The organism is Nocardia sp. NPDC019395 (assembly GCF_040632335.1).
GTDB lineage: Bacteria > Actinomycetota > Actinomycetes > Mycobacteriales > Mycobacteriaceae > Nocardia.
Map to the genome: position 1 here is coordinate 314,617 of NZ_JBEYBT010000002.1, position 24,039 is coordinate 338,655.

22 protein-coding genes are annotated in these 24,039 nt (G+C 67.1%); 13 read left to right on the forward strand and 9 right to left on the reverse strand.

The window, feature by feature from the left end:
* The first annotated feature begins 549 nt into the window (after positions 1-549).
* The 7 genes from ABZ827_RS10200 (at position 550) to ABZ827_RS10230 (ending at position 7,344) form a co-directional block, all read left to right on the forward strand.
* On the forward strand, positions 550-1,383 hold the full coding sequence (locus ABZ827_RS10200; RefSeq protein WP_357235918.1) for an aminoacyl-tRNA hydrolase: 834 nt from the start codon (positions 550-552) through the stop codon (positions 1,381-1,383).
* Between the two features lie 38 nt (positions 1,384-1,421).
* On the forward strand, positions 1,422-2,255 hold the full coding sequence (locus tag ABZ827_RS10205; protein WP_357235409.1) for an ABC transporter ATP-binding protein: 834 nt from the start codon (positions 1,422-1,424) through the stop codon (positions 2,253-2,255).
* A 53-nt stretch (positions 2,256-2,308) separates the two neighbouring features.
* The gene (locus ABZ827_RS10210; RefSeq protein WP_357235412.1) at positions 2,309-2,512 is read left to right on the forward strand and encodes a hypothetical protein; all 204 of its coding nucleotides are present in this window, start codon (positions 2,309-2,311) and stop codon (positions 2,510-2,512) included.
* Between the two features lie 661 nt (positions 2,513-3,173).
* A complete protein-coding gene (locus ABZ827_RS10215; RefSeq protein ID WP_357235920.1) occupies positions 3,174-4,007 on the forward strand; it encodes an NUDIX hydrolase in 834 nt (277 codons plus the stop codon).
* Positions 4,008-4,018: 11 nt separating this feature from the next.
* Positions 4,019-4,807, forward strand: a complete 789-nt coding sequence (locus ABZ827_RS10220; protein WP_357235415.1) for an enoyl-CoA hydratase-related protein — start codon at positions 4,019-4,021, stop codon at positions 4,805-4,807.
* A 138-nt stretch (positions 4,808-4,945) separates the two neighbouring features.
* A complete protein-coding gene (locus ABZ827_RS10225) occupies positions 4,946-5,923 on the forward strand; it encodes a methyltransferase domain-containing protein (protein ID WP_357235418.1) in 978 nt (325 codons plus the stop codon).
* On the forward strand, positions 5,923-7,344 hold the full coding sequence (locus ABZ827_RS10230; protein WP_357235419.1) for a class I SAM-dependent methyltransferase: 1,422 nt from the start codon (positions 5,923-5,925) through the stop codon (positions 7,342-7,344). The genes ABZ827_RS10225 and ABZ827_RS10230 overlap by 1 nt, the downstream gene beginning before the upstream one ends.
* A 123-nt stretch (positions 7,345-7,467) precedes the next feature.
* Here the strand turns inward: ABZ827_RS10230 and ABZ827_RS10235 are convergent, their stop codons facing one another.
* The 4 genes from ABZ827_RS10235 to ABZ827_RS10250 all read right to left on the reverse strand — a co-directional run bounded on the left by ABZ827_RS10235 (position 7,468) and on the right by ABZ827_RS10250 (position 12,471).
* Positions 7,468-8,961 carry a hypothetical protein gene (locus ABZ827_RS10235; protein WP_357235421.1) on the reverse strand — a complete coding sequence of 498 codons (1,494 nt, stop codon included), beginning with the start codon at positions 8,959-8,961 and terminating at the stop codon, positions 7,468-7,470.
* Complete coding sequence (locus ABZ827_RS10240; RefSeq protein ID WP_357235424.1) at positions 8,958-11,012, reverse strand: hypothetical protein; 2,055 nt, start codon at positions 11,010-11,012, stop codon at positions 8,958-8,960. Before ABZ827_RS10240 ends, ABZ827_RS10235 begins: the two co-directional genes overlap by 4 nt.
* 346 nt (positions 11,013-11,358) lie before the next feature.
* Entirely contained in the window at positions 11,359-11,577 is a 219-nt protein-coding gene (locus ABZ827_RS10245; RefSeq protein WP_357235427.1) for a hypothetical protein, read from the reverse strand.
* Positions 11,578-11,793: 216 nt separating this feature from the next.
* Positions 11,794-12,471: a hypothetical protein gene (locus ABZ827_RS10250; protein ID WP_357235430.1), complete on the reverse strand. Its 678-nt coding sequence runs from the start codon at positions 12,469-12,471 to the stop codon at positions 11,794-11,796.
* A 45-nt stretch (positions 12,472-12,516) separates the two neighbouring features.
* Here ABZ827_RS10250 and ABZ827_RS10255 point away from each other — a divergent pair, with 45 nt between their 5' ends.
* A complete protein-coding gene (locus tag ABZ827_RS10255) occupies positions 12,517-13,083 on the forward strand; it encodes a hypothetical protein (RefSeq protein ID WP_357235432.1) in 567 nt (188 codons plus the stop codon).
* 88 nt (positions 13,084-13,171) lie between these two features.
* The gene (locus ABZ827_RS10260; RefSeq protein ID WP_357235434.1) at positions 13,172-13,720 is read left to right on the forward strand and encodes a DUF1697 domain-containing protein; all 549 of its coding nucleotides are present in this window, start codon (positions 13,172-13,174) and stop codon (positions 13,718-13,720) included.
* A 30-nt stretch (positions 13,721-13,750) separates the two neighbouring features.
* On the opposite strand, the gene ABZ827_RS10265 is transcribed toward ABZ827_RS10260, so the two are convergent.
* Positions 13,751-14,500 (reverse strand): acyltransferase, encoded by a 750-nt coding sequence (locus ABZ827_RS10265; protein WP_357235437.1) that lies wholly within the window; start codon positions 14,498-14,500, stop codon positions 13,751-13,753.
* A gap of 133 nt (positions 14,501-14,633) precedes the next feature.
* On the opposite strand from ABZ827_RS10265, the gene ABZ827_RS10270 reads away from it, so the two are divergent.
* On the forward strand, positions 14,634-15,944 hold the full coding sequence (locus ABZ827_RS10270) for a PQQ-binding-like beta-propeller repeat protein (protein ID WP_357235439.1): 1,311 nt from the start codon (positions 14,634-14,636) through the stop codon (positions 15,942-15,944).
* Positions 15,945-15,980: 36 nt separating this feature from the next.
* On the opposite strand, the gene ABZ827_RS10275 is transcribed toward ABZ827_RS10270, so the two are convergent.
* The 3 genes from ABZ827_RS10275 to ABZ827_RS10285 are packed head-to-tail and all read right to left on the reverse strand — an operon-like array spanning position 15,981 to position 19,563.
* Positions 15,981-17,243, reverse strand: a complete 1,263-nt coding sequence (locus ABZ827_RS10275; RefSeq protein ID WP_357235442.1) for a glycosyltransferase family 4 protein — start codon at positions 17,241-17,243, stop codon at positions 15,981-15,983.
* Positions 17,240-18,781, reverse strand: a complete 1,542-nt coding sequence (locus ABZ827_RS10280) for a glycoside hydrolase family 57 protein (RefSeq protein WP_357235445.1) — start codon at positions 18,779-18,781, stop codon at positions 17,240-17,242. Before ABZ827_RS10280 ends, ABZ827_RS10275 begins: the two co-directional genes overlap by 4 nt.
* The gene (locus tag ABZ827_RS10285; protein ID WP_357235448.1) at positions 18,778-19,563 is read right to left on the reverse strand and encodes a methyltransferase domain-containing protein; all 786 of its coding nucleotides are present in this window, start codon (positions 19,561-19,563) and stop codon (positions 18,778-18,780) included. The genes ABZ827_RS10280 and ABZ827_RS10285 overlap by 4 nt, the downstream gene beginning before the upstream one ends.
* Before the next feature lie 194 nt (positions 19,564-19,757).
* On the opposite strand from ABZ827_RS10285, the gene ABZ827_RS10290 reads away from it, so the two are divergent.
* From ABZ827_RS10290 to gdhA, 3 genes are all read left to right on the forward strand, one after another.
* Positions 19,758-20,543 (forward strand): electron transfer flavoprotein subunit beta/FixA family protein, encoded by a 786-nt coding sequence (locus tag ABZ827_RS10290; protein WP_195054856.1) that lies wholly within the window; start codon positions 19,758-19,760, stop codon positions 20,541-20,543.
* A 37-nt stretch (positions 20,544-20,580) separates the two neighbouring features.
* The gene (locus tag ABZ827_RS10295; RefSeq protein ID WP_357235452.1) at positions 20,581-21,537 is read left to right on the forward strand and encodes an electron transfer flavoprotein subunit alpha/FixB family protein; all 957 of its coding nucleotides are present in this window, start codon (positions 20,581-20,583) and stop codon (positions 21,535-21,537) included.
* A gap of 320 nt (positions 21,538-21,857) precedes the next feature.
* Entirely contained in the window at positions 21,858-23,207 is a 1,350-nt protein-coding gene (gene gdhA, locus ABZ827_RS10300; protein ID WP_357235922.1) for an NADP-specific glutamate dehydrogenase, read from the forward strand.
* 221 nt (positions 23,208-23,428) lie between these two features.
* Here gdhA and ABZ827_RS10305 read toward each other — a convergent pair whose 3' ends face one another.
* The gene (locus ABZ827_RS10305; RefSeq protein WP_357235455.1) at positions 23,429-24,019 is read right to left on the reverse strand and encodes a TetR/AcrR family transcriptional regulator; all 591 of its coding nucleotides are present in this window, start codon (positions 24,017-24,019) and stop codon (positions 23,429-23,431) included.
* Between the last annotated feature and the right edge of the window lie 20 nt (positions 24,020-24,039).

The window sequence follows — 24,039 nt, forward strand, 5'->3', positions numbered from 1 at the left end:
GACCTCGGCGCCGCCCCTGGGCGCGTTTGATCCCCTACCGCCCGTCTGCCGCATCCGACCCCCACCCCCGTTTCCCGCATGCGACCGGTCCGCCTTGGTGGTTCGGGGCCCGTCTCGTTCTGGAGCGACCAGAGCGAAGGAGCGCAGCGACTGAGCGCCGGGAGTGAAGAACGAGACCAAGGGGGCCCCGAACCCCGCGACGCCGCAGGCGGCGCCAAAAACACAGAACCTTGACGGTCCGGCTCACCTCACGCGTTGACCGCCCGGCTCACCTCACGCGTTGACCGCCCGGCTCACTTCACGCCTTGACCGTCCCGCTCACCCCACGTCCTCACGGTCCGGTTCATCCCCACGTCTTCCTCTCCAGCCCACCCACACTTTCACCATCCAGCCCACCCCACTGCTGCGTACGGGCGGTTGGGCGCGAGCCGAGTCGTTCGAGCCCCTCGCTCGACCACCCGCCCCCGCCGGGCACATTCGATCGGACCCGGGCCGCGTGAGTAGGCTGTCGTCCGGTGTTGGTCGGGTGCTGGAAGGGTTTGTGTGATGCTGCCGGATAGCGGCGCGGATGTGGCGGCCGAGGGTCGCGAACCGGATGCGGTCCCGGACCTGGCGACCGACCCCGAAATCGACTTCTTCAGCGACCCAGGGTTTTCCGAACGGCATACCGAACTCGCCGCGGGTTACGGCGGTTCGGGTGATCCCGACGATCCCGCTCAGGTCCAGGCGATGCAGATGGTGTTGCATCTGCCGAAAACCGATCCACCGGCGCGCAGCGATGTGCTCGCGGCCGCCGCCGGCGCCACGGTCGCGCTGTGCCTGGACCCGCGGGTGGGGCCCGCGGGCGAATGGGAGCAGCCGTATCTGGCGTGGAAGCGGTCGCGTATCAGGAAGGTCGCGCGCAGGGCCCGGGGCGCGCAGTGGGCGGCCGCCAATGAGGTGCCCGGGGTGACCGTCGAGAGCGGCGGGGCGCTGGTACGCGCGCTCGTTCCGGGACCGGTGGGTTCGGTCGACCCCCGCATCCGGCGGCTGCAGATCGGCGGCACCGACCTGGAATCCGACGATCCCGGGCCGGTTCCGCTGGACGTGCCGGTGTTCTGGGTGAACGCCGAACTCGGTATGACCGTCGGCAAAGCCGCGGCTCAGGTCGGGCATGCGAGCATGCTGTTCGCCGGCGCGCTGCCGGTGGAACAGGCGCGGACCTGGGCGCGGCACGGGTTCGCCTGCGCGGTCCGCGAAGCCGGACCCGAGGAGTGGGAGATGCTGCGTACGGCGGTGGCGCGCAGCACGGCGACAGCCGTTCGCGATGCCGGCTTCACCGAAGTTGCCCCCGGCTCGACGACCGTGATCGCCACCCGGCCCGCACGACTCGATCATTGGTAGCGTGCCCGGTGCCGCGATCCCGGACAGCTCGAGACAAGATGGAGGCCGTGGCGCACCCCGATCCAGATTTGCTCATCGACTTCACCAACGTTTCCATCCGCCGCAACGGGCACACTCTCGTCGGTCCCGTCACCTGGCAGGTCGAACTCGACGAACGCTGGGTGATATTGGGCCCCAACGGCGCCGGGAAAACATCGCTGCTGCAGATCGCGGCCGCCGAAACCCATCCCTCCTACGGCACCGCGCACGTATTGGGTGAACGCCTCGGGAAAACGAACGTCAGCGAACTGCGCCCGCGGATCGGTCTGTCGTCGGCGGCGCTGGCCGCCCGGATCCCGGCCGAGGAGCGGGTCGCTGATCTGGTGGTGTCGGCGGGCTACGCGGTACTCGGCCGGTGGCGCGAGCAATACGACGATATCGATACCGACCGGGCGATCGATATGCTGGAAAGCCTGGGCGCCGAACATCTTCTGGACCGCAGCTACGGCACGCTGTCGGAAGGTGAGCGCAAACGGGTGCTGATCGCGCGGGCGCTGATGACCGATCCGGAACTGCTGCTGCTCGACGAACCGGCGGCCGGTGTGGATCTGGGCGGCCGCGAGGAACTGGTGGAAAGCCTCGGAGACCTGGCAGCCGACCCCGACGCGCCCGCTCTGGTCCTGGTGACGCACCATGTCGAGGAGATCCCGCCGGGGTTCACCCACTGCATGCTGTTGAGCGAAGGCGAGATCGTCACCCAGGGTCTGCTCGGCGATGTGCTGACTGCGGAGAACCTCAGCGAGGCGTTCCGCCAGTCCATCGCTTTGGACCGCATCGACGACCGCTACTTCGCCCGCCGTAAGCGTCGCCTGGGTCGCCACCGCTCCCGCTGAGGGAATCGCCCCGGAACGGGAGACAGGAGCACCACACCGGTCACACTGAGTGCATGAGCACCATCGCATTCCGCGCCACCGCCGAGGATCGAGCTCTGGTCCGTGAACTCATGCGGGAGGGCGAGACCACCACCGACGTGTTGCGCCGGGCGCTACGAGCGCTCCATCAGGAACGCTGGGATGCACAGATGCAGGCCGATGCCGACCGGATCGAGGCCAGTGGTGAGGACCTCGGTGCCGAGCCGGATGCCTGGTGAACCGTGACCAGGAGCACCGAATCGACTCGGGGCGAGGTGGGCGAGCCGGATCGTGAAGGCCTGAGGTCAGCTGGTTTGTGAAGGTGCTGTGTTTTTTGGCGCCGCCTGCGGCGTCGCGGGTTCGGGGCCCCCTTGGTCTCGTTCTTCACTCCCGGCGCTCAGTCGCTGCGCTCCTTCGCTCTGGTCGCTCCAGAACGAGACGGGCCCCGAACCACCGAGGCGGACCGGTCGCATGCGGGGAAATGGGGTGGGGTCGGATGTGGACAGACCGCGGTAGATGGATTGAACGCGCCTGGCGGCGACGGCGAGTGCAGCGGGTCTCGGAAGGTTTCGGCCCGCGCCGAACAGCGGGCCCACCGGCGACAGCCAGATCAGCAGGCCGGGGAAGTCCCGGCCACGCGCGAAGCACGTGCCCACCGGCTGCGGCGAGTTCAGCGAGACCCCGAGAAGTTTGGCTCGTCGATACTGTCACTCCTCGAAGAATGTCCCGCACCCCCCGAAATCCCGAGATCTCCGGTCGAGGTGCACGAACCTCCAGGACCCCCGCACCCCTGGTGGCCGGTCGGTCGCGCCCGACCGCAAGAGCTAGTGTGCAGGGGTGAGTGAGACGACTGTGCCGGATTCCAGCGAGGTCCCCGAGGCCAGGGACGCATCGACGGTAATGCTGGTGCGCGACGGTGCGGAGGGCCCGGAGGTCTTCTTGCAGCGCCGGGCCGACGCCATGGACTTCGCCGCCGGTATGACCGCCTTCCCCGGTGGCCGGGTCGATCCCGTGGACGCCGAGGTCGAGATCGAATGGGCCGGCGCGTCACCGCAGTGGTGGGGGCAGCAGTTCGGGGTGTCCGAGGCACGGGCCAAGGCACTTGTCTGTGCGGCAGTGCGAGAGACATTCGAAGAGTGCGGCGTGCTGCTGGCCGGTCCCACCGCCGAGACCGTGGTCGCCGATACCGCCGGCTACCGGCAGCAGCGCGAGCGGATCGAAACACGCGATCTCACGCTGGCCGAATTCCTGGCTCAGGAGCGGCTCGTCCTGCGCGCCGACCTGTTGCGGCCGTGGGCGCGCTGGATAACCCCGACCGTGGAGCGCCGCCGCTACGACACCAATTTCTTCGTCGCGGTGCTGCCCGAGGGGCAGCTCGCCGACGGTGCGACCTCGGAAACCGATCTGGTCACGTGGTCCACCCCCGCCGCCGCGCTGGCGACCTGGAAAACCGGTGAGCATGTGCTGCTGCCCCCGACCTGGTCGCAGCTGACCTCGCTGAGCGCCTATTCGAGTACCGCGGAGATCCTGGCCGCCGAACCGGTTATCGAGCCGATCCAGCCCGTATTCGGTGAAGTGGACGGTAAGAAACTGCTGCAGTTCCCGGACAATATGCGCTACTTCGCCGAGCTACCGGATCCGTCCCGGCTGCGGGGTTCGAAGGGGATGCGCGATACGGACCCGTCGCTGCTGGGTGGATCCGGGCCCGGCGGCGGCGGTTCGGGCGCCCGGTAGCGTATCGGCCCATGGCCGAATTCGTATCCCTGTCCCGGCTCGAGCCCGACCACGCGGGCGGTTCCGGCCGCGGTGTGGCGGTGCTGCGGATCGCCCGGCCGCCGCTGAATCTGCTCAGCACCCAGCTGGTCCGGGAGATCGCCGAGGCCGCCGCCGGTTGCGGTGCCGATCCGGCGATCGCGGCACTGGTTGTCTACGGTGACGAGCGGGTTTTCTGCGCGGGTGACGATCTGGCCGAACTCGCCGAACTGCCGGCCGAGCAGGCCGCGGCGATGGCAGCCGATCTGCAGACCGCGCTCGGTTGTCTGGCGCGGATTCCGCAACCGACGGTCGCGGCGATCAGCGGGTACGCGCTCGGTGCCGGGCTGGAACTCGCGCTGGGCGCCGACCGGCGGATCATCGGTGACAATGTGAAGCTCGGTTTTCCGCAGATCGGGACCGGGCTCATCCCACTGGCCGGTATCCGGCGGCTTTCGCTGCTGATCGGTCCCGGCGCCGCCCGGGATCTCGTCTACACCGGGCGTTTCGTCGAACCGGACGAGGCGGCGCGGCTCGGTCTGGTCGATCAGGTGGTCGCACCCGACGATGTACTCGATTCCGCGATCGCCTGGGCCCGGCAGTTCGTCACCGGCCCGGCGCAGGCGCTGGCGGCGGCCAAGGCGGTGTTCGCGGCCGGACCGGACGGTGACGAACGGGCCCGCGCCGAATGGGCCCGGCTGTTCACCACCGCTGATCAGCGCATCGGAACCCGGTCCCAGCTGCGCGACGGCCCGGGGTTCGCCGAGTTCACGGGTGCCTGACGAGCCCTGGACAACGCCGGCCCCATCGGGGGTGTCAGGCGTGTGAAAAGTAAGGAGAGGCGTACCTCGGCCCGCGGTCCGGTCGCGCGCGGACGGCGGATGGGATCCGCCGGGTAGCACCCATTAGGCTTTCCGACCATGACGGTACGCCCCGACGACCCCGCACCACATCCGCACGCGACCGCCGCGGAGGTCGAAGCAGCATTCGAGGACACCAAGCTCGCCCAGGTGCTCTATCACGACTGGGAAGCCGAGACCTACGACGACAAATGGTCGATCTCCTATGACGAACGCTGTATCGATTACGCCCGCGGCCGGTTCGACGCCGCCGTCGGCGACGTGGAGCTGCCGTACGACCGGGCCCTGGAACTGGGCTGCGGAACCGGGTTCTTCCTGCTGAATCTGATGCAGTCCGGTATCGCGAAGAGCGGTTCGGTGACCGATCTGTCGCCCGGCATGGTGAAGGTCGCGCTGCGCAACGCCGAGAATCTGGGCCTCGATGTGGACGGCCGGGTCGCGGACGCGGAAACTATCCCCTACGACGACGACACCTTCGACCTGGTGGTCGGGCACGCGGTACTGCATCACATCCCGGATGTGGAGCAGTCGCTGCGGGAATGCCTGCGGGTGCTCAAGCCGGGCGGCCGGTTCGTCTTCGCCGGTGAGCCCACCACGATCGGCAACCTCTACGCCCGCAACCTGGGCAATATCACCTGGAAGGCCACCACCGCGATCACCAAGCTCCCGTTCCTGCGGGATTGGCGCCGCCCCCAGGAGGAACTGGACGAATCGTCGCGTGCCGCCGCCCTGGAGGCCGTGGTCGACCTGCACACCTTCGATCCCACCCAGCTCGAGGATATCGCCCGCGCCGCGGGTGCGATCGAGGTCGCCGCGAAGACCGAGGAGTTCGCCGCGGCCCTTTGGGGCTGGCCGGTGCGTACCTTCGAGGCCGCGGTGCCGGACGAGAAACTCACCTTCGGCTACCGGATGGCGATGTACCGGGCCTGGCTCCGGTTGAGCTGGCTGGACGAGAACGTGATGAGCCGCGTGGTCCCGCGCCAGTTCTTCTACAACGCCATGATCACCGGAGTGAAACCGGCCGCCGCCGGCACGTAGTGGGATACGGCTTCAGCGCGGCCGATATCGCCTACCTCGGTTCGGCGCCGGGTGCGGCCGCGCTGGCCGAGGTCGCCGAGCTGGACCTGACGCCGGCCTCGCAGTTGCGCGATGTCGCCGCGGTCCGGCGTGCCCACGGGGACCGGGCGCCCGCCCTGATCGAAACCGTGCGCCTGCGCCGCCGGGCAGCCGCCAAACTGTCCGGCGCCCACGACTGGCTGTTCACCGACGACGCGCTACAGCAGGCCACCCCGACCCTGGTGGCCCGGCACCGCGCCCACAGACTGGCGGGACGCGATGTACACGACGTGACCTGCTCGATCGGTGCTGAGCTTGTCGAGCTGGCCCGGTTCTGTCCTCACGTCATCGGCAGCGACCTGGACGCGATCAGACTCCTCATGGCGCAGCACAACCTGGCCCACCCACATCCGGAACCCACCGAACCCGCAGCAGCGCCCCCCGTGGCCGAGTTCGGATCCGTCACCCCGCCGCCAGAAAAGACCAGCGCGCCCCCGAGCTCCGAGTGGCATTCACTCCCCGGTGCCGAAGGACCGGCATCCGAGGTCGGGGCCCGCCCCGGCTCTGCAGCGACGGAGCGAGGGAGCGCAGCGACCGAGCGCAGGAGTGAAGAGCCGGGGTTAATAGGGCCCCGACCCCGCGACGCCGGAGGCGGCGCCAAAAACACAGCACAGCTCGTCCGGGCGGATGCGCTGGTGCCGATCACCGCAGGGACGGTGATCGTCGCGGACCCGGCCCGCCGCGCGGGCGGTAAACGCACATATGACCCGGCCGCGCTGCAACCGCCGCTACCCGACCTGCTCGCCGCCTACCCCGGTCGGGACCTGGTCGTGAAGTGTGCTCCCGGCCTGGATTTCGATCGGCTCGGCTGGACCGGTGAGGTCGAGGTCGTATCGCTGGACGGGGCGGTCCGCGAAGCATGCCTGTGGTCGGCGGGGCTGCGTGAACCGGGCGTTACCCGGCGGGCCACGGTTCTCACGGGCGCCGGTGCGGTCACCACCCTCACCGACGCCGAATCCGACGAGATCCCGGAGCGGGCACCGGGGGAGTGGATCGTCGACCCGGACGGTGCGGTCGTCCGCGCGGGGCTCGTCCGTCACTATGCGGCTCGCCACGGTCTGTGGCAGCTCGACCCCCGGATCGCCTACCTCACCGGCGACCGCCTGCCCGACGGTGTGCGTGGGTTCCGGATCATCGATCGGTTCGAATTCCGGGAGAAGATACTGCGGACCGAACTCCGGCGCCGGGATTGTGGTGCTCTGGAGATCCTGGTCCGCGGTGTGGACACCGATCCGGATGTACTGCGCCGCCGGCTGAAGCCCACCGGTTCTCAGCCCTACACGCTGGTGGTCACCCGAATCGGCCGTGCCGCAACCGCCTTCCTGTGCCGTGCTTCCCGGTGACCCGACTCCGATGCCCGGTCGACCGTGCCCATCGGTGTAGAACGACAGTCCGCGGCAGACCGGAGGAGCGTCTCGTGCGGAGCCAGTACCGACAGCGTCCACCACGGCTGCACGGGCGGCCGCTCAACACCTGCTGTCCTCGCCCCCTTTGACATATTCCAGCTCGGCGTTCGGGGCTTTGAGTACGAGGATGGGTTTATGGACCGGCAGTCCGTTCGCGGCCGGGTCGAAATCGAGTTTGCCGCTGGCTCCGCAGAACCCGTACACCCCGTGCAGTCGATTGAATTTCTGCCACACCATTTCCGAGGTGACGTCGGTGTCCGTGGCCGTATTGCCCAGCCGGATCGCCTTGACCGCTGTCACCACGGCGTCGTATTCCATGGCGGCGGCGAAATCGTTCGGAGGGTCGCTGGAGAAGTTTCTGTAGCAGACTTCTTCCGGCGCACAGTCGTCCGTGAACATGGCGAGGGATTCTCGGTGGAACCAGTCCGGGTGCTGTTGCCAGACATCCTGGTGTACCAGCCCGGTGTAATGAACCGACACCTTGCTGTCCTGCGCTCCCTGGATGAGGTCTTCGGTGAGAGGCCAGTACGGCATATCGTCACCGGTGAACACCCTGATCGGGGTCTCTCGGCATACGCTGTCGCGCTGGGTGAGCTGAGTCAGGAAAGGAAGGGCGTCGTCGGCTCGGCCCGCGAAATAGATGGTGTCCGGGGGGTTCTGGCAGATACCGTCCACGAGGAGGCCGAATGTGTTGGGCAAATCTTCGTACTCGGAATCGTAGTGCTCGGTGGGGAGGAAACGTTCCCGATCCTCGATCGCGGCCTCGAAGCCTTCGGCAAGGCTGCTACCGTAGCGGTCTCTCGGATTATCGTCACGGACGATCAGGATTCGATCTTCGCTTTTGTTCAGGAATTCGGCGGTGGCCTGCCCGTGCTCGGTGGCGGGTGGCGAAATCTGCAGGAATCCGCCCTCTTTCGGCCGATCGTCACCGGTCGTGAGGGTGGAGCCGATGACCGGCATCCCCAGCTCGTGAAGCCTGTCGATGGCCGCGAATGCCTCTTCGACGCTGAAGGATATCCCTGTGACCGCGACGATTTTATCGTCCTTGCGCTTCTCCTCGATCTTCTCGACCGCGGTCTTCCATTCGCCGAAGTCGCTTCCGGGATTCGCCAGCAGTAGCCTGACCTTGGGATTTCCTCCCCAATAGTCGTGTTTGTTGGCCGCGAGCTGTGCCAGGTGCGCGCCTTCGAGCCGATGCCGGATTCCCGAGATCGTCCCGATGCCTTCGCCGTTGTCGCCCACCGTCATCGGCGTCAGCAAGACCACGCTCACGTACGGGGCGTCGCCGGCTTCTACGGCGCGGTTCTCGGCGAGAATGCTCTGCTGGATCTTCTCGATCTCGTCGATTCCCGAGTTGAAAGAAGAGCTTCCGTCGGTGACACCGACGCATTCGTTCCCCTGTCCGCTCTGGTCGATGCCGTCCCCACGGCAGTCACGGAAGAGCGGGGGCACCCAGATCGCCGCGCCGACGGCCAATACGATCACCACGATCGCGGCGGGGATCCACCACCATTTCCGGTAGCCGGGTGGTGGGGGTTGGATCAGGGTGCTCATCGATATCTCTCCGCCCGTTCGTAGAGCAGCAGTGCCCCGCGACCGAGACCGCGGGCCAATTGCCGGAACTCGTTCTCGATAGTGCGATCCAGGGTTCGCTGGGGGTCGCCGAGGGGGTCGTTGGAAATCCAGAGTGCGGCGATCAACCAGGCCAGTTCGTGTTCGGGTTCGAGGCCGTTGTCCCGGACTATCGCCTCGACCTGTTCGTACGGGGTGCCTTCGCTGTCCGGACGGCGGGGTGCGGAGGTGATCAAGTCGAGATCGGACAGCCAGCTGGCGGCCGCGGCCCGGGTGAACTCGACGTGGCCGGGTTCGAACGGCCGGCCCAGGTATTCGATGGCGTCGCCGAGCCGGCCGAGTGCGAGATCGTGATATACGGCCTCGATCTCGTCGCCTGCGTCGCCCTCGTCGAAATTACGCCGGAAGAGATCGCGGCAGAGGGTATGGGTGGCGTCCCAGTCCCGCGGGTCGCCGGGTTCGCGCTCGGCGAGTTCGCACAGCAGGATGCGGCGCAGCCAGATATCGAGCGCCATCTCCGGGTCGTCACCCTCGAGGGTCCGGAGCCACAATCGGTTGCGTAGTTCCTGCAACAGCGCTTCGCCGTCGGGTACGGCGGAATCCAGGACTTCGGGGAAGTACAGGGTCTCCACAGTGCGGCCCGCGGCGGCGGTTGCCAGATCGCGCATACGCTCGGTTTCCAGGAAATCGCCCAGCAGCCGCTCGCGGGCTCGCTCCAGGACGGTTCCGGGATCCGCGAGCGGTTCGAGGAGCTGATCGTGCGCAGTGCCCACAGACGTGGTCAGCACCGTGCGCGCGCCGGCGAGCGGGTCGTCGTCACCGGCGTGGCACAGCGCGGCGATGACGTCGGTGGTCGCGGCGGCGTTCCCGCCGGTGAGAGCCCGGACGAATTCGGCGACCCGGGGGACGGAGCGCATCCGCTGTTCGGCCGCGATATCCCCCGTGCTCTGGACACTCAAACAGCTCAGATCCAGCAGATACCACGGATACCAGGAGGCGGCCGGGTTCTCGGTGAGTGCCCAGTCGGTGGCGATATCGTGCGGGGTGCGCGGTGCCGGCCATTCGATACCACCGGTCCGGTGTTCGGGTTCGCGCCGTTCGGTATCGTCGCTGAACCGGTGCAGACCCGGCCGGTGCCAGCATTCGCTCCACGCCGGGAGCCATTGTGCGGTGGCCGCCACGACCACCAGCGGATCGGGTTCGGAACCGTCGCGTCGTCGCGCCTCCCGCAGAGTGCGCAGGAACATCCGGCCCGACGGTGTATGCGCATTGTCCAGTAGCACGACGGAATTGAGGGTCCGCCCCGACCCGCGCATCCCGCTGTAGGCCTGGCGCAGATCGTGCAGGAACGCCAAACCGAAGATCGCGTCGGCCTCGGCGCGTGCCTCTTCGTCCCCGTGCGACCATTTGGCGAGGTCGATGAGCATATCCGCGCGCTGGATCTGGTCACCGGTGAGGCGGGGGCCACGACTTATCCGACGCCGGATGTTCAGCCGGTTGAGACTCTGCAGCACGGTTTCCACGGCCATACCCACCCAGGGCGACAGGCCCTCGGGTACCTGCCCCGCGGCGTCGAGGATATCGGTGACACCTTTGCTGCGGGCTTCCATCGGCTGGGCGCTGGACACCACGGTGCGCAGGTTCTGCAATGCCGCACGACGATTGGCATCCTGCATATGCAAGGTGCTGCCCACCGCTACCAGGCACAACCACAGCTGCGGAAAAGCCATCCGGCCGAATTGCGGCCGACGCCGGCCGAGTTCGAATGCGAGTTCACCGAAAACTTCCCGGGGGGCCCGCTCGCCCTGACCCAGATCGATATGGGCGAGCGGGAGTTTCGCACAGCGCTGCGCCAGCGCCTGCAGCAGAACGGTTTTCCCGCTGCCGGGTGGTCCCACGGCCACCACTGCCGGTAGCAGCCGGCTCCGGCCCTCCGGTCGCTGCACCAACTGCTCGATCAAGAACCCGGTAATCGGTTCCAGACCATGCAGTTTCGGGCCTTCCACAGGTATCGCCCCTCCCGGCTCTGTCATCGATCTCCGGCATATCGATTCCCGGCACCGCGGGCGTGCCCCGGACGGCCGCCGCGAGACGAATGAACCGGTCGAAGATGTCGATCAGTAGAACCATCGTAGGCTCTGGTGCGCGCGTGAACATGTGGATGGTCCGATCAGCGGTACCACTCGGACGAATCTCGGTAGATTCTGCTGCCGGTCTCGGTGGGAAAGCGAAATGTGAAACGGGGAAATACGTTTCATCGTGCGTGGTGGGCGTGCGCCGCGTCGGGTGCCGAGTATTAAGGCGATGATCCGGAAACAGGCCCGGGGAGGAGTTACCCGGGCCTGCTACCGATGGTGAATTTCTCGGGTCGGGTCGTGTTCAGCTTCCCGATACCGAGGCCGACAACGACGACAACAAGCAGAGCGGACTCGGCGGGTACTGCATGGTGCACACGACACCGATATCCGCGGGCACCTGCTGCTCGACGGCCGGCCGGGGCTGTGGTTCGAGCGGTAGCGCGGATGATGTGGCAGCGGTGGCGACCGGGGCCGTCAGCAGCGCCGCTACGACCAAACCGGCTCGGAGAACGTCACGCATGGGCAATTCCTTCCTGAACGGGGGATCCCGTTCGGGAAGGGTAAATCGTCGCGGGGGCCGGGCACAGCCCCGTTTAGTCCTGCCCATGGTTTCGTGGGCGCGGCCTATAGGGTGTTTGTCCGGTACGAGGGACAGGACAGGTTTCGAAAGGGTGGTCGCAGTCCGAAGGCACTTCCCCGGCCGGTTCCGTAGCGGACGAGATACCGCGGCGTGGACTCACCTGGCAGTGTGGGATCGCGAGCGTGCACCGTGACCGGCCGCTTGAACGAGGTATGGCGGCGCGCCGTGTCGGCTGTCGATGGCGTTGTTCCCCGGATGGCTCAGCTGCTCCATCGGGATATCGGCGGTGTCGCCGAGATCACCGGCGATGCTGCCCGGCTGTCGCGCGATGCCGAGAAAAGCGGGGTATCGAGGATCCGGGCAGTGGACAGAGGCGCTGCGGATATCACCACGAAAATGCAGCGATACACCGAGCGCGCGCCGATTTTCTCGGCCGGGCGGCCACGGTTCGAGGCGATCGACAACAAGGCCGAAGAGATATTCGGGCACACTGCGCGAATCGCACGCTACGATCCCCCCGGTGGGGGACAGATCTGGTATAGCGCTCAGCGGCATGTACGTGATCCCCGCGATGGTCAATACCCTCTGATCAGAAGAGCTGTCCATATCTTCGCGCACAACTCGGACCGGCGGGCCAAGACAGCCTTGAACGAAGCGATCGATATTCGCGACGCCGACGTACGGAATCTCAATCTGGAAGACGCGATTCGAAAAGGGGACCACTGGCATATCAAAGCTCTGGCGGTCCACCACAGGATCATCGGCAAGCGGGGTGATATATCCCCGGCTGAATTCGTGATGATCTGGGATCGGGAGCGGGAACCCCTGCACCATCTCTACTCGTGCCTGAACCAGGTGAGGCATTACCAGCGAGACGGTTTGTCCGAGCAGGAAATAGTCGCGAATCTGAAGAATTGGCTGCCCACGGAGGTGGCGCGCCTGCGTGAGGCCGGCGAGTGGCCGCAGCCCGGCGGCCCGCAGAGCCTGACCTTCGGCGATTTCCGGTCCTGGCATCGAGAGTATCTCGGTGAACCCTTCGATCCGGGCGCACCTGTCGAAAATATGCTGAATCCGAATCTGATGGATGCCGGCAACCCGGTGAACGCGATCGTGCGATACCGAGTGGACCTGCGCGAATCTTCGATACTGGACGATATAGACGCCGAATACGACCGCGGTTCGGATGTCATTGCCGGCTACGGCAGCAGCCACTACACGGCTCAGAAGGAACACCTGGACGAGAAGTACGGGGAGCCCGTGATTTATCGGCACGGCCAGTTGAGCGGAGATCTGCTCCTGGGCGGTGGACGGTTGACCGAGGCAGATATCCGGGCCGGCATAGAGAAGGTGGAAGGGCGGATCGCCGGGTCGGACGATCCGATCGTTCAACAGCTGTGGTCGGAGGAACTGGCCGCGTTGCGTTACGAGTCCGGACGACGGTATTGACCACAGCTCGCACCGTGTTCCGGGGATGCCCGTTGGTGCCGGGTGTTCCTCGGCCCCGGTGTCGGCCGTCCGCGCTACTGTCCCCTCCATGACGATGTATGCGGCGCTGCTACGTGGGATCATGCCCAGCAATCCGAACATGAGCAACGAGAAGCTGCGCGGCGTGTTCACCGGGCTCGGTTTCGGATCGGTGGCGTCGGTACTGGCGAGCGGCAATATCGTGTTCGCCGCGGAGTCCACTTCCAGCGCCGAACTCGAGGATCGTATCCAGGAGGCGCTGAACGCGGAACTCGGAATTCCGGGCGGAACGATTATCCGCGATCACGCGGAACTCCGTGCGCTGCTCGACCGCGACCCTTTCGCCGGTTACACACACGGCCGAGAAACCTACCTGACCGCGACTTTCTTCAAGGATGCGGCGCATCCCCGGGTCGAATTGCCCACCGAGTCCGATCCGCTCACGAAGGTTGTCGGTTACGACGCCGAAGCCCGGGCCTTCCTGTCCATCAGCGATAACTCCACGCCGAGAACCCCGAACTTCATGGCCTGGCTGGACCGGAACTACGGTAAGGACATCACCACGCGCACATGGCTCACCGTGCAGCGGATCGTGAAGAAGATGGAGTCGGTGAAGTAGGTCCGCTGGGCACCAGCGGCTCCGGCCGGTTCACGCGTCCTGCGCGACCCCGTTCTTCTTACGCTCGATATCGGCGAGCGCGGCCTCCCGAGCCGCGCGTTCGGCGGCGCCGGCCTCCCAGGTCGATTTCCGGTTCTTCACCACCCGGGCGGGCGCCCCGACCGCGATACTGAAATCCGGTATCTCGCCCTTCACCACGGCATGCGCGCCCAGTACGCAACCCCGTCCGACCCGGGTTTCGCGCAGTACGGTGACCTTGGCGGCGATCCAGGTATCCGGGCCGATCCGCACCGGGCTCTTCACAATGCCCTGATCCTTGATCGGCATGGTGATGTCGTCCATCCGGTGGTCGAAGTCGGTGATGTAGCACCAGTCCGCGACCAGCGTGGATTCCCCGATCTCGATATCGAGGTAGGTGTTGACCACGTTGTCCTTGCCGAACACCACCTTGTCGCCGATGCGCAGCGACCCCTCGTGGCAGCGGACGGCGTTACCGTCACCGATATGGACCCAGCGGCCGATCTCGAGCCGGCCGAGCCCGGGGGTCGCGTGGATTTCCACTCGTTTGCCGAGGAAGACCATGCCGCGCAGGATCACGTGCGGGTTGGCCAGCCGGAATTTGAGCAGGCGGTAGTAGCGCACCAGGTACCAGGGCGTATAGGCCCGGTTGGCCAGGACCCAGCGCAGTGAATCGCGGGTGAGGAAACGGGCCTGCCTGGGATCCCGTCGCCGGGAACCCTGCCATCGTGTGCGCAACGGTGCGCCCCACATGCTCGTCACGACATCTCTCCTCGTATCCCGTGGCCACTACGCTGGACAGCCTACTTTCGAGCTCCGCGGGCCCGGCCTATACCCTTCCGTTAATCTCACACACAGGTGCCCGGGGAGACTGGACGACGGAGGAGACCAGCAGGTGCGTATCGGCGGCGGCGTACGGACCGTGTCCTGGCTCGCGGTGGTTCTCGCGGCGGTGGGTGTGCTCACCGCGTGCGGTACCGATGTGGACGACATCACGGTCGGACGGGGGCTGGGCTGGCCCGCGGCGGGACACGAGGCCCGCAACAGTGGAAACACCCAGGTCACCGGGTCCCGGGACTTGAGTCTGCGGTGGTCCCGGCCGGTCGGTGGTCCGACCTCCCAGCCGTTGACGGTGGGGTCGGAGGGGCAGATCTTCCTCACCGCCCGCACCGATGTGGACTGCGAGATCTTCTCGTACCAGATGCGCACGGGTCGTAAGCGTTTCTGCAATCCGCTGGGCCCCCATTCGATCTACTCGCCCACGCTGCTCGACGGCGCGAGCAACGTCTATGTGGGCTTGGACAGTGCGGTGGAATCGGCGAATCAGCTCGGTCAGCCGCGCTGGCGGACCCCGGTCGCCGGGGTGCCGACCGGAATGCAGTTCACCGGCGACGGGCATGTCCTGGTGATCACGCAGTCGGGTCAGCTGGATGTGCTGGAACGGCAGACCGGTAAACGGATGGTCCCCACCCAGCAGCTGCTGCCGCGCCCCGATTTCCTGCAGAGCCCGAACCAGGACTGGCCGCCGGCCGGGGCCGGCCTCGAGGACTGCCGGACCGGTGGTCCGGACTGCGCGGTCGCCACGATCGCCGCGATGGACCTCGACTCGGGCCGGATCTACGCGACGGTGCGCAAACCCGGCGAATCCGATGCCTCGCTGGTCGCGCTGCGCTATGCCGACGGCAAGGTCGAGCAGGAGTGGAGCAGTAAAATCCTGGTCGACGGCAGCGCCACCGACCCCGCTCTCTCCGCGGACGGCGCGACGATCTATATCGGCGACAACAGCAAACGTCTGCTGGCGGTGAACACCGTCGACGGTAAGCCGAAATGGGAGGCGCACCTGGACTGGGAGCCGCGCCGGGGTATCTCGGTCTCCGATGACGGCCTGATCCTGCCCGCGGGTGACGACGGCTATCTGATGGCTCTCCGTGATACCGGAATCAGCTACGAAAGGGTCTGGGAGCGTAAGGATCTCGCCTTGCGTGGGGCTCCCGTGCAATCGGCCGGCGGCACCGGATATGTCACCGCCGCCATCGGCGAGGGCCTGAATCTGATCACGTTCGACACCGCGACCGGCGCGACCCTGGACTCCGATGTGCTCCCCGGCGCGGAGGGCACCACGACCGGGACCGCTGTGGGCTCCGAGGGCGAGGTCGTGGTCGCGACCCGGCTCGGCGAGATCTTCGCGTTCCGCGAGAAGGCCTGACCCCGTAGTCCCCGGGCCGGCTGGCCCCCGTCGTGCTCAGACCGGCTGGCCGGGATCGCGTTCGGGAAGCGGGCGGCGGTCGATCTCGGGCCGGCCGAGGGGGGTGCGAACGCGGCGTTTGGCCCCCGAGTAGACCCCCGCGGTTTCCGCGGCGACCACATCCCAGGCGAAATCTTCGGTGAGCCGTTCCCGGGCGGCGCGGGCGCGCTGCTGGGCGGCGGCCGGATCGTCGAGTACAGCGATCGCCGCTTCCACCAGTCCGTGCACATCCGCGGGTTCGAACGAGGCCCCGGTGATCCCGTCGATCACGGCCTCACCGAGCCCGCCCGCGGTCGAGGTGACCAGCGGTGTCCCGGCGGCGGCCGCTTCCAGCGCGACGATCCCGAACGGTTCGTAGCGGCTCGGCAGCACGATGGCGTCCGCGCCGTGCAGCCAGCCCAGGAGCTCGGCGTGATCCAGCTGACCCGCGAAATGCACCGCGCGGGCCACCCGGTGGGTACGGGCACGTTCGCGCAGCCATTCGAATTGGGTCCCGACCCCGGCGATGGTGAGTGTGGTCCCGGGGTGGGCGCGGCGGATCCGGGGGAGCGCGGCTATCGCGTCCTGGATCCCTTTCTCGTATTCGAGCCGCCCCACGTAGAGCAGTCGCGGCGGCCCGCTGCGTGGCGGCCGGGCGCGAAAGCTCCAGGCCCCCACGTCGATTCCGTTGCGGATCACATGCACCGGGACCCGGTCGGGGCGGTAGAGGCGCTCGACCTCGTCCTGCATGGACGCCGAGCAGGTGATGAGCGCGTCCGATTCGTTGGCCAGCCACCATTCGACCGAATGCACCTGCCGGTTGACCCGGCCCGCGACCCAGCCGCTGTGCCGCCCGGCCTCGGTGGCGTGAATGGTCGACACCAGCGGGACGTCGTAGTACTCGGCCAGGGTGATCGCCGGATGCGCTACCAGCCAATCGTGCGCGTGCACGACATCGGGAGTCCAGCCCTCGCCGATACCGGGCTTGTCCAGGGCGGTACCGGCGCGCACCATCGCATGCCCCATGGCCAGGGTCCAGGCGAGCATATCCTCGCCGAAATCGAACGCCGGCGGATCCTCGGCGACCGCGACCACCAGAACGCCCTCGGCGACGAACGAATGTGTGGGATGGGTGGCCGGGCTGGTACCGGTGGGGCGCCGCGACAGCACCACCACTTCGTGTCCGGCCGCAGCCAGTGAGGTGGCCAGGTGGTGGACATGTCTGCCCAGCCCGCCGACGACCACCGGTGGGTACTCCCACGACACCATCAAGATCTTCATCGCGGTCCTTCTGCTGGGGTGACGCGTAGCCTACGCGCGTCCAGGGCCGGGAACATCCCGTCGGCCACAGCCCATCCTGCCGCCAGATCCCGGGCCCGATCGAGTTGTCCGGCGCCCACGGCACCCGCGATCTCCCGGACGGCGTGGGCATGCTGGTGCGCGCGGTCCCGCGCGTAACCGGCGGCGGAGTCCTTGCTGACCATGAACGCCCAATCGCTGGACACTGTGAGGATCGCTTCGCGGAGGAGCTGATCGGCGACCGGATCGCGGCCGGTGGGCGCGGCGGCGCGCATCTTCGCGGTCGTATCGAGCGCGAGCCGGACGATATCGTCGTTCAGTTCCACCAGGTCACGCACCTGATCGCCGGCCCAGACCCGCCAGTCCTTGCCCGACCCCCACGACGAATCGGACAGCGGAACCGGATCGCCGACGAACCCGCGTTCTCGGGCATCGGCGAGCGTTCCGACGGAGACCCCCGCTTCCGGGAGCGCGCGCAGCACCTGGGCCAGCCATTGCGGACCCTCGTGCCACCAATGCCCGTACAGCTCGGTATCGAAGGCCGCGACCACCAGGGCGGGACGCCCGATCCGCTCGGATTCGGTGATGAGCCGCTCGCGTACGGTCGCGACGAAATCCGCCACATCCCGTTCGACCTGTGCCGCGGCCAGTTCGGGGTCGTAGGGCGCCTTGTCCGGGCCGGCCACCGTTTTCCCGGTGACCCGGGCGGGTTTGAGTCCGGTGGCGTGGTCGTAGTGGTGGAAGTCCCGGTACGCGCCGTTGCCGGGGTAGCCGGATTTCGGCGACCACACCCGATAGCTGACGTTGAGATCGCGCCCGAAGGCCACCACCGGGGAGTCCCGCACCGGCCGTCCGAGGCTGGTATCGCCGCGCAGGGCGGGGCCGTCGACCATGAAATGCGTCACACCGGCGGCGGCGTAGCCGTTTTCCATCCCGGGTGTGAACCCGCATTCCGGTGCCCAGAGCCCCGTCGGGGTATGCCCCCAGCGCAGGCGCGCGTCGGTGAGGCCCTCGCGCAGCTGGAAGTCCCGGAGTCGTTCGTCCAGCAGTGGCTGGAAGGGGTGTGCCAGGGGGCCGCCGAGTAGTTCGATGGCGTCCGCGTCGAGCAGTTGCCGCCAGACCGGCGCGGCTCCGTGCTGCCAGTTCTGCTCGAATTCGGCGAGAGCCGCGGCCGCGAGCCGATGTTCGTGACGGCCGAGCGCGGGGTTGCCGGCCATGGCGGCCTCGTCCGCGCGCAACTGCCAGTTGCCCAGCCAGTGGTGCATACCCGCCAGTGAGTGCGGACCGTCCAATTGTGCTGCGAGAACAGGAGTTATCCCGAGAGTCAGCAGATGTGAACGGCCCTCCGCCGCGAGGGTGCGCAGTACCTCGACCACGGGCAGATACGACGCCGCCCAGGACTGGTACAGCCATTCCTCACCGACCGGCCAGCGGCCGTGATGGGCCAGCCAGGGCAGGTGCGAGTGCAGGACGAGGGTGAACTGTCCCGGTACGGCGTCACCAGTGTTGTTGCCGCTCACGGTTTCACCGCTCGGGCGACCAGGTCGAGGCTGGCATCGATATCGCCGGGGGTCAGCGTGAAATCGTCGACGGTGATACCTGCGACATCGGCGGTGAGTTCGGCGGGCCACGGTTCACCGGCCAGGGCCCGCTCGATCTGCGCGTCGATAAAGGAGCCGCCGTGTTTTTCGTCCAGGGCTCGCAGGCTCGGGCCGTGATGGACGCCGGTCATCAGCTCCACCCGGAAACCGGCTTCTTCGAGCAGTGCGGTCAGTTCGGCGGCGTTGAGTTCGCGGGTGTGGAACGGGTTCAGCGGGGTGTCGCGGCCGGGGGAGAAGGTGATCCGGTTGGGGGTGCTGATGAGCAGTTCGCCGCCCGGGCGCAGCACCCGCAGGCATTCGCGCAGGAACTGCACCTGATCCCAAAGATGTTCGATCACTTGGAAATTCACCACGGTGTCCACCACGTCGCCGGGCAGCGGGAGGGCGGCCAGATTGCCGCGGATCATCCGCACGCGCGGGTACCGCGCGCGTACGTGTGCCGCGGCGCCGCGGTCGTAGTCCAGTCCGACCACCGCCGTCGCGACCCCGGCGATCATATTCGCGCCGTATCCTTCGCCCGATCCCGCTTCGAGGACCACTTTGCCCGCGCAGCGCGACAGCAGCCGGTCGTAGACGATCTCGTGCCGCCGGAACCAGTAGTTCTCTTCCGCGATACCCGGCACCGTCCGCTCACCGGTCAACGGCAGCGGCTCCAGTACGTCATGGGCAGCCGGTGCGGCGGGAATCACAGCCTCGCTCATTGCGACGAGGTTACTGGTACTGCCCGGTACACGGGTTGCCAGGGAGCCCCGGATGAGGCCTTGCACATAAGTTACCCACGAGTAACTTAACGTAGGGTAATGTCTCGGCCTGAGCTACTCACATGGACGTACGGCCGCTGGAGATCGTGCGACCGCCAATACAGGTAACCAGAACAGGAGGTCGACGAAGACCGATGCCGAATATCGTCGTACTCATCAAGCAGGTGCCCGATACCTGGTCCGAGCGCAAGCTGACCGACGGTGACTTCACCCTCGACCGTGAAGCCGCCGACGCGGTGCTCGACGAGATCAACGAGCGCGCCGTAGAGGAAGCCCTCCTGATCAAGGAGGCGCAGGGTGGTGAGGTCACCGTGCTGGCCGCCGGTCCCGACCGGGCCACCGAGGCCATCCGCAAGGCGCTGTCCATGGGCGCCGACAAGGCCATCCACATCAACGATCCGGCCATCCACGGCTCCGATACGGTGCAGACCGCATGGGTTCTGGCCGGTGCGCTGGGTCAGGTGGAGGGCGTCGAACTGGTGATCGCCGGTAACGAGGCCACCGACGGCCGCTCGGGCGCTGTCCCGGCCGTTATCGCCGAGTACCTGGGCATCCCGCAGCTCACGCATCTGCGCAAGCTGACCGTCGACGGCGAGAAGATCACCGGCGAGCGCGAAACCGACGAGGGCGTGTTCAAGCTGGAGGCGACGCTGCCGGCCATCGTCAGCGTCACCGAGAAGATCAACGAGCCGCGCTTCCCCTCCTTCAAGGGCATCATGGCCGCCAAGAAGAAGGAAGTTCAGACCTTCACTCTGGAAGACCTGGGCATCGACCCGTCGACCGTGGGTGTCGCCAACGCGGGCACCGCGGTCACCGCGTCCACCCCGAAGCCGCCGCGCACCGCGGGCGAGAAGATCACCGACGAGGGCGACGGCGGCACCAAGATCGCCCAGTACCTGGTCGGCCAGAAGATCATCTGAGACCCGCACCCGCAGCAACTTCTAGGAGAAGAGACAAATGGCAGAAGTACTTGTGCTCGTCGAGCACGCCGACGGTGCGGTCAAGAAGGTCAGCACCGAACTGCTGAGCGCCGCCGCCACCCTGGGCGAGCCGTCGGCCGTGGTGCTGGGTGCGCCCGGCACCGCCGACAAACTGGCCGACGCGCTGGCTGCCGCCGGCGCCGCCAAGATCTACATCGCCGAATCCGATGATGTGGAGAACTACCTGATCACCCCCAAGGTCGACGTGCTGGCCGGCCTGGTCGAATCCGCCTCCCCGGCGGCTGTCCTGGTCGCGGCGAGCGCCGAGGGTAAAGAGGTCTCCGGCCGGCTGGCCGCCCGGATCGGGTCCGGCCTGCTGGTCGACGTCATCGGCGTGAACGCCGACGGCTCGGCCCTGCACAGCATCTTCGGTGGCGCCTTCACCGTCGACGCCAAGGCCACCGGCGATGTCCCGGTGATCTCGGTGCGCCCGGGTTCGATCGAGGCCACTGCCTCGGCCGGCGCCGGCGAGAAGGTGACCGTCGAGGTCCCGGCGCAGGAAGAAGGCGTCGTCAAGGTCACCAGCCGCGAGCCCGTTGTGGCCGGTGACCGTCCGGAACTCACCGAGGCGAATATCGTCGTCTCCGGTGGCCGCGGTGTCGGCTCGTCCGATAACTTCTCCGTGGTCGAGGCGCTGGCGGATTCGCTCGGCGCGGCCGTCGGCGCCTCGCGTGCCGCGGTCGACTCCGGCTACTACCCGGGCCAGTTCCAGGTCGGCCAGACCGGTAAGACGGTCTCCCCGCAGCTGTATGTCGCCCTCGGTATCTCGGGCGCGATCCAGCACCGGGCCGGTATGCAGACCTCGAAGACCATCATCGCGGTCAACAAGGACGAAGAGGCGCCGATCTTCGAGATCGCCGATTACGGCATCGTCGGCGACCTGTTCAATGTCGCCCCGCAGCTGACCGATGAGGTCAAGAAGCACAAGGGCTGAGCGCCCGTCGCTCTGTCCCGTCACTGTCGTGACGACGCCCGGCCGGGTATATCCGGCCGGGCGTTTGCGTTTCGGGTGGGAGCACAACCCGCCGAGGCGACCGGATCGGAACCGGATGACCGGACACATGTGGCGCAAATTACCCGGCACAGATCCGAGCCGGCGCAGTGTGTGGGCAGGTGGCAGGAGCAATCGGGCCGATGGTTAGGCTCACAACGGTGACCTTGCGGCGGTGAGCTCGTGTCCGGATGCGAATGCTCGAACACGGCCCGGTGGTCGATCAGCGCTCGGTCATCGACGATGAGGAGGTACCGGATTCCATGCCCGTTCTGCACGAGGAGCTACAGGAGATCTACGACGAGGTGCTGCTCCGCAATGCGGGGGAGACCGAGTTCCATCAGGCCGTGCACGAAGTGCTGGACAGTCTCGCCCCGGTAGTGGCCAAACATCCCGCCTACACCGATGCGGCCGTGATCCGGCGCCTGTGTGAGCCGGAGCGGCAGATCATCTTCCGGGTGGCCTGGGTGGACGACTCCGGTCAGGTGCAGATCAACCGTGGATTCCGGGTGGAGTTCAATTCCGCGCTCGGACCTTACAAGGGCGGGCTGCGCTTCCACCCGACGGTGAACGTCGGGATCGTGAAATTCCTGGGATTCGAGCAGAGCTTCAAGAATTCGCTGACCGGTATGCCGATCGGCGGGGGCAAAGGCGGATCCGATTTCGACCCGAAGGGCCGGTCCGACGCGGAGGTGATGCGCTTCTGCCAGGCATTCATGACCGAGCTCTACCGGCATATCGGCGAACACACCGATGTCCCGGCCGGTGATATCGGGGTCGGCGGACGGGAAATCGGCTACCTGTTCGGACAGTACAAGCGCATCACCAACCGCTTCGAATCCGGTGTACTCACGGGCAAGGGAATCGCCTGGGGCGGATCGCAGGTCCGCACCGAGGCCACCGGTTACGGCGTCGTCTTCTTCGTGGACGAGCTGCTGCGAACCCGGGGCGAGGGCTTCGACGGTAAGAAAGTGGTTGTTTCCGGCTCCGGAAATGTTGCGCTCTACGCCATCGAGAAGGTGCAGCAACTCGGGGGTACCGTGGTCGCCTGTTCCGACTCCGGCGGCTATATCGCCGATTCGGCGGGTATCGACTTCGAGCTGCTCAAGGAGGTCAAGGAACAGCGCCGGGCCCGGATCTCGTGCTATGCCGACGAGCGCGGTCCTTCGGCCCGGTTCGTCGACAACGGTTCGGTCTGGGATGCGCCGTGCGATATCGCGCTGCCCTGCGCGACACAGAACGAACTCAACGGCCGGGATGCGGCCACGCTGGTGCGCAACGGTTGCACGGTGGTCGCCGAAGGGGCGAATATGCCCTGCACCCCGGAGGCGGTGCGGGTTTTCGGTGACGCCGGGGTCGCGTTCGCGCCGGGCAAGGCCGCCAATGCGGGCGGTGTCGCAACCAGTGCCCTGGAGATGCAGCAGAACGCGTCCCGCGATTCGTGGTCGTTCGAGTACACCGAGCAACGGCTGGCCGAGATCATGCGCGGTGTGCACGACCGCACCCTCGCCACCGCGGCCGAATACGGTTCGCCCGGAAACTATGTCGTCGGGGCGAATATCGCCGGATTCATCCAGGTCGCCGACGCGATGCTCGCGCTCGGTGTCATCTGAATCGCGCGTCACCTGCCGATAGCGTGGCGCCGGGGCCCGCGCTATCGCAGGGGGTGACGGCTGCGTCGCCCTGTTTCAGGCGCTGTTCGCCGCGCCTGCCCCGGCGTCGATCGGGAAGACCATTCCGGTCAGGTGGGCGCTCGCTTCGAACCCTGTGGGTCGCGGCAGAAGAGTGCGTCTTCGGCTGATCCGCCAGCTCCCGTCGCTCGGTAGGCGAGGGCTCAGCGTCGGGACTCGAGTCCGTCGAGCACGATGCGCAAATTTCGGATCCACTGGTCCGGTGCGGCTTGCAGGCCGATGGTATGCGGCTGCGTCGCGACTCCCGCGAGCGCGAAAGCGACGTCACACCAGGTGATGTCCTCGCGCATGGCCCCTGCCTGCTGTGTGCGGTCGATGAGGCGGCGCAGACTGTCCCCGAGCTCGGTGATGGTGTCGCCGAGATCGCAGGATCCCGCACCGCCCAGAGCGTCGTTGACGCCGCAGCTCTCGGCCCGCAGCCGGACGTAGACGGTGGCGAACTCGGTGAACCCGTGCCATGGGTCCGGATCGGCGAGGGCTCGGTCGGCGGCGGTCCTGGCCTCGCCGAGGACCTCCTCCAGCACGGCTTTCAGTAGCGCGTCGAGGGACGGGATCCGGCGGTAGAAGGTTCCCTTGCCGACACCGGCGCGCTGTGCGATCTCTCGAGCGGTGACGCTTACACCGATATCCGCGATCGCGGAGCGGGCGGCGGTGATGAGGCGTTCGAGATTGCGGCGGGCGTCCGCTCGCGGAGTGTCTGATGCCTCGGACAACAGCCGGTCGACAGCGCTCATGCGTGGCATATTAGCAAAGT

What these genes read in the sequence shown, in the direction of transcription:
- ABZ827_RS10235 (WP_357235421.1), bottom strand. Translation starts at nt 8,961, where the DNA reads ATGAGCACCCTGATCCAACCCCCACCACCCGGCTACCGGAAATGGTGG.
- ABZ827_RS10240 (WP_357235424.1), bottom strand. Translation starts at nt 11,012, where the DNA reads ATGACAGAGCCGGGAGGGGCGATACCTGTGGAAGGCCCGAAACTGCAT.
- ABZ827_RS10210 (WP_357235412.1), top strand. Translation starts at nt 2,309, where the DNA reads ATGAGCACCATCGCATTCCGCGCCACCGCCGAGGATCGAGCTCTGGTC.
- ABZ827_RS10250 (WP_357235430.1), bottom strand. Translation starts at nt 12,471, where the DNA reads ATGGTGCAGGGGTTCCCGCTCCCGATCCCAGATCATCACGAATTCAGC.
- ABZ827_RS10285 (WP_357235448.1), bottom strand. Translation starts at nt 19,563, where the DNA reads ATGAGCGAGGCTGTGATTCCCGCCGCACCGGCTGCCCATGACGTACTG.
- ABZ827_RS10205 (WP_357235409.1), top strand. Translation starts at nt 1,422, where the DNA reads ATGGAGGCCGTGGCGCACCCCGATCCAGATTTGCTCATCGACTTCACC.
- ABZ827_RS10225 (WP_357235418.1), top strand. Translation starts at nt 4,946, where the DNA reads ATGACGGTACGCCCCGACGACCCCGCACCACATCCGCACGCGACCGCC.
- ABZ827_RS10215 (WP_357235920.1), top strand. Translation starts at nt 3,174, where the DNA reads ATGCTGGTGCGCGACGGTGCGGAGGGCCCGGAGGTCTTCTTGCAGCGC.
- ABZ827_RS10305 (WP_357235455.1), bottom strand. Translation starts at nt 24,019, where the DNA reads ATGAGCGCTGTCGACCGGCTGTTGTCCGAGGCATCAGACACTCCGCGA.
- ABZ827_RS10260 (WP_357235434.1), top strand. Translation starts at nt 13,172, where the DNA reads ATGACGATGTATGCGGCGCTGCTACGTGGGATCATGCCCAGCAATCCG.
- ABZ827_RS10220 (WP_357235415.1), top strand. Translation starts at nt 4,019, where the DNA reads ATGGCCGAATTCGTATCCCTGTCCCGGCTCGAGCCCGACCACGCGGGC.
- ABZ827_RS10275 (WP_357235442.1), bottom strand. Translation starts at nt 17,243, where the DNA reads ATGAAGATCTTGATGGTGTCGTGGGAGTACCCACCGGTGGTCGTCGGC.
- gdhA (WP_357235922.1), top strand. Translation starts at nt 21,858, where the DNA reads ATGCCCGTTCTGCACGAGGAGCTACAGGAGATCTACGACGAGGTGCTG.
- ABZ827_RS10295 (WP_357235452.1), top strand. Translation starts at nt 20,581, where the DNA reads ATGGCAGAAGTACTTGTGCTCGTCGAGCACGCCGACGGTGCGGTCAAG.
- ABZ827_RS10290 (WP_195054856.1), top strand. Translation starts at nt 19,758, where the DNA reads ATGCCGAATATCGTCGTACTCATCAAGCAGGTGCCCGATACCTGGTCC.
- ABZ827_RS10245 (WP_357235427.1), bottom strand. Translation starts at nt 11,577, where the DNA reads ATGCGTGACGTTCTCCGAGCCGGTTTGGTCGTAGCGGCGCTGCTGACG.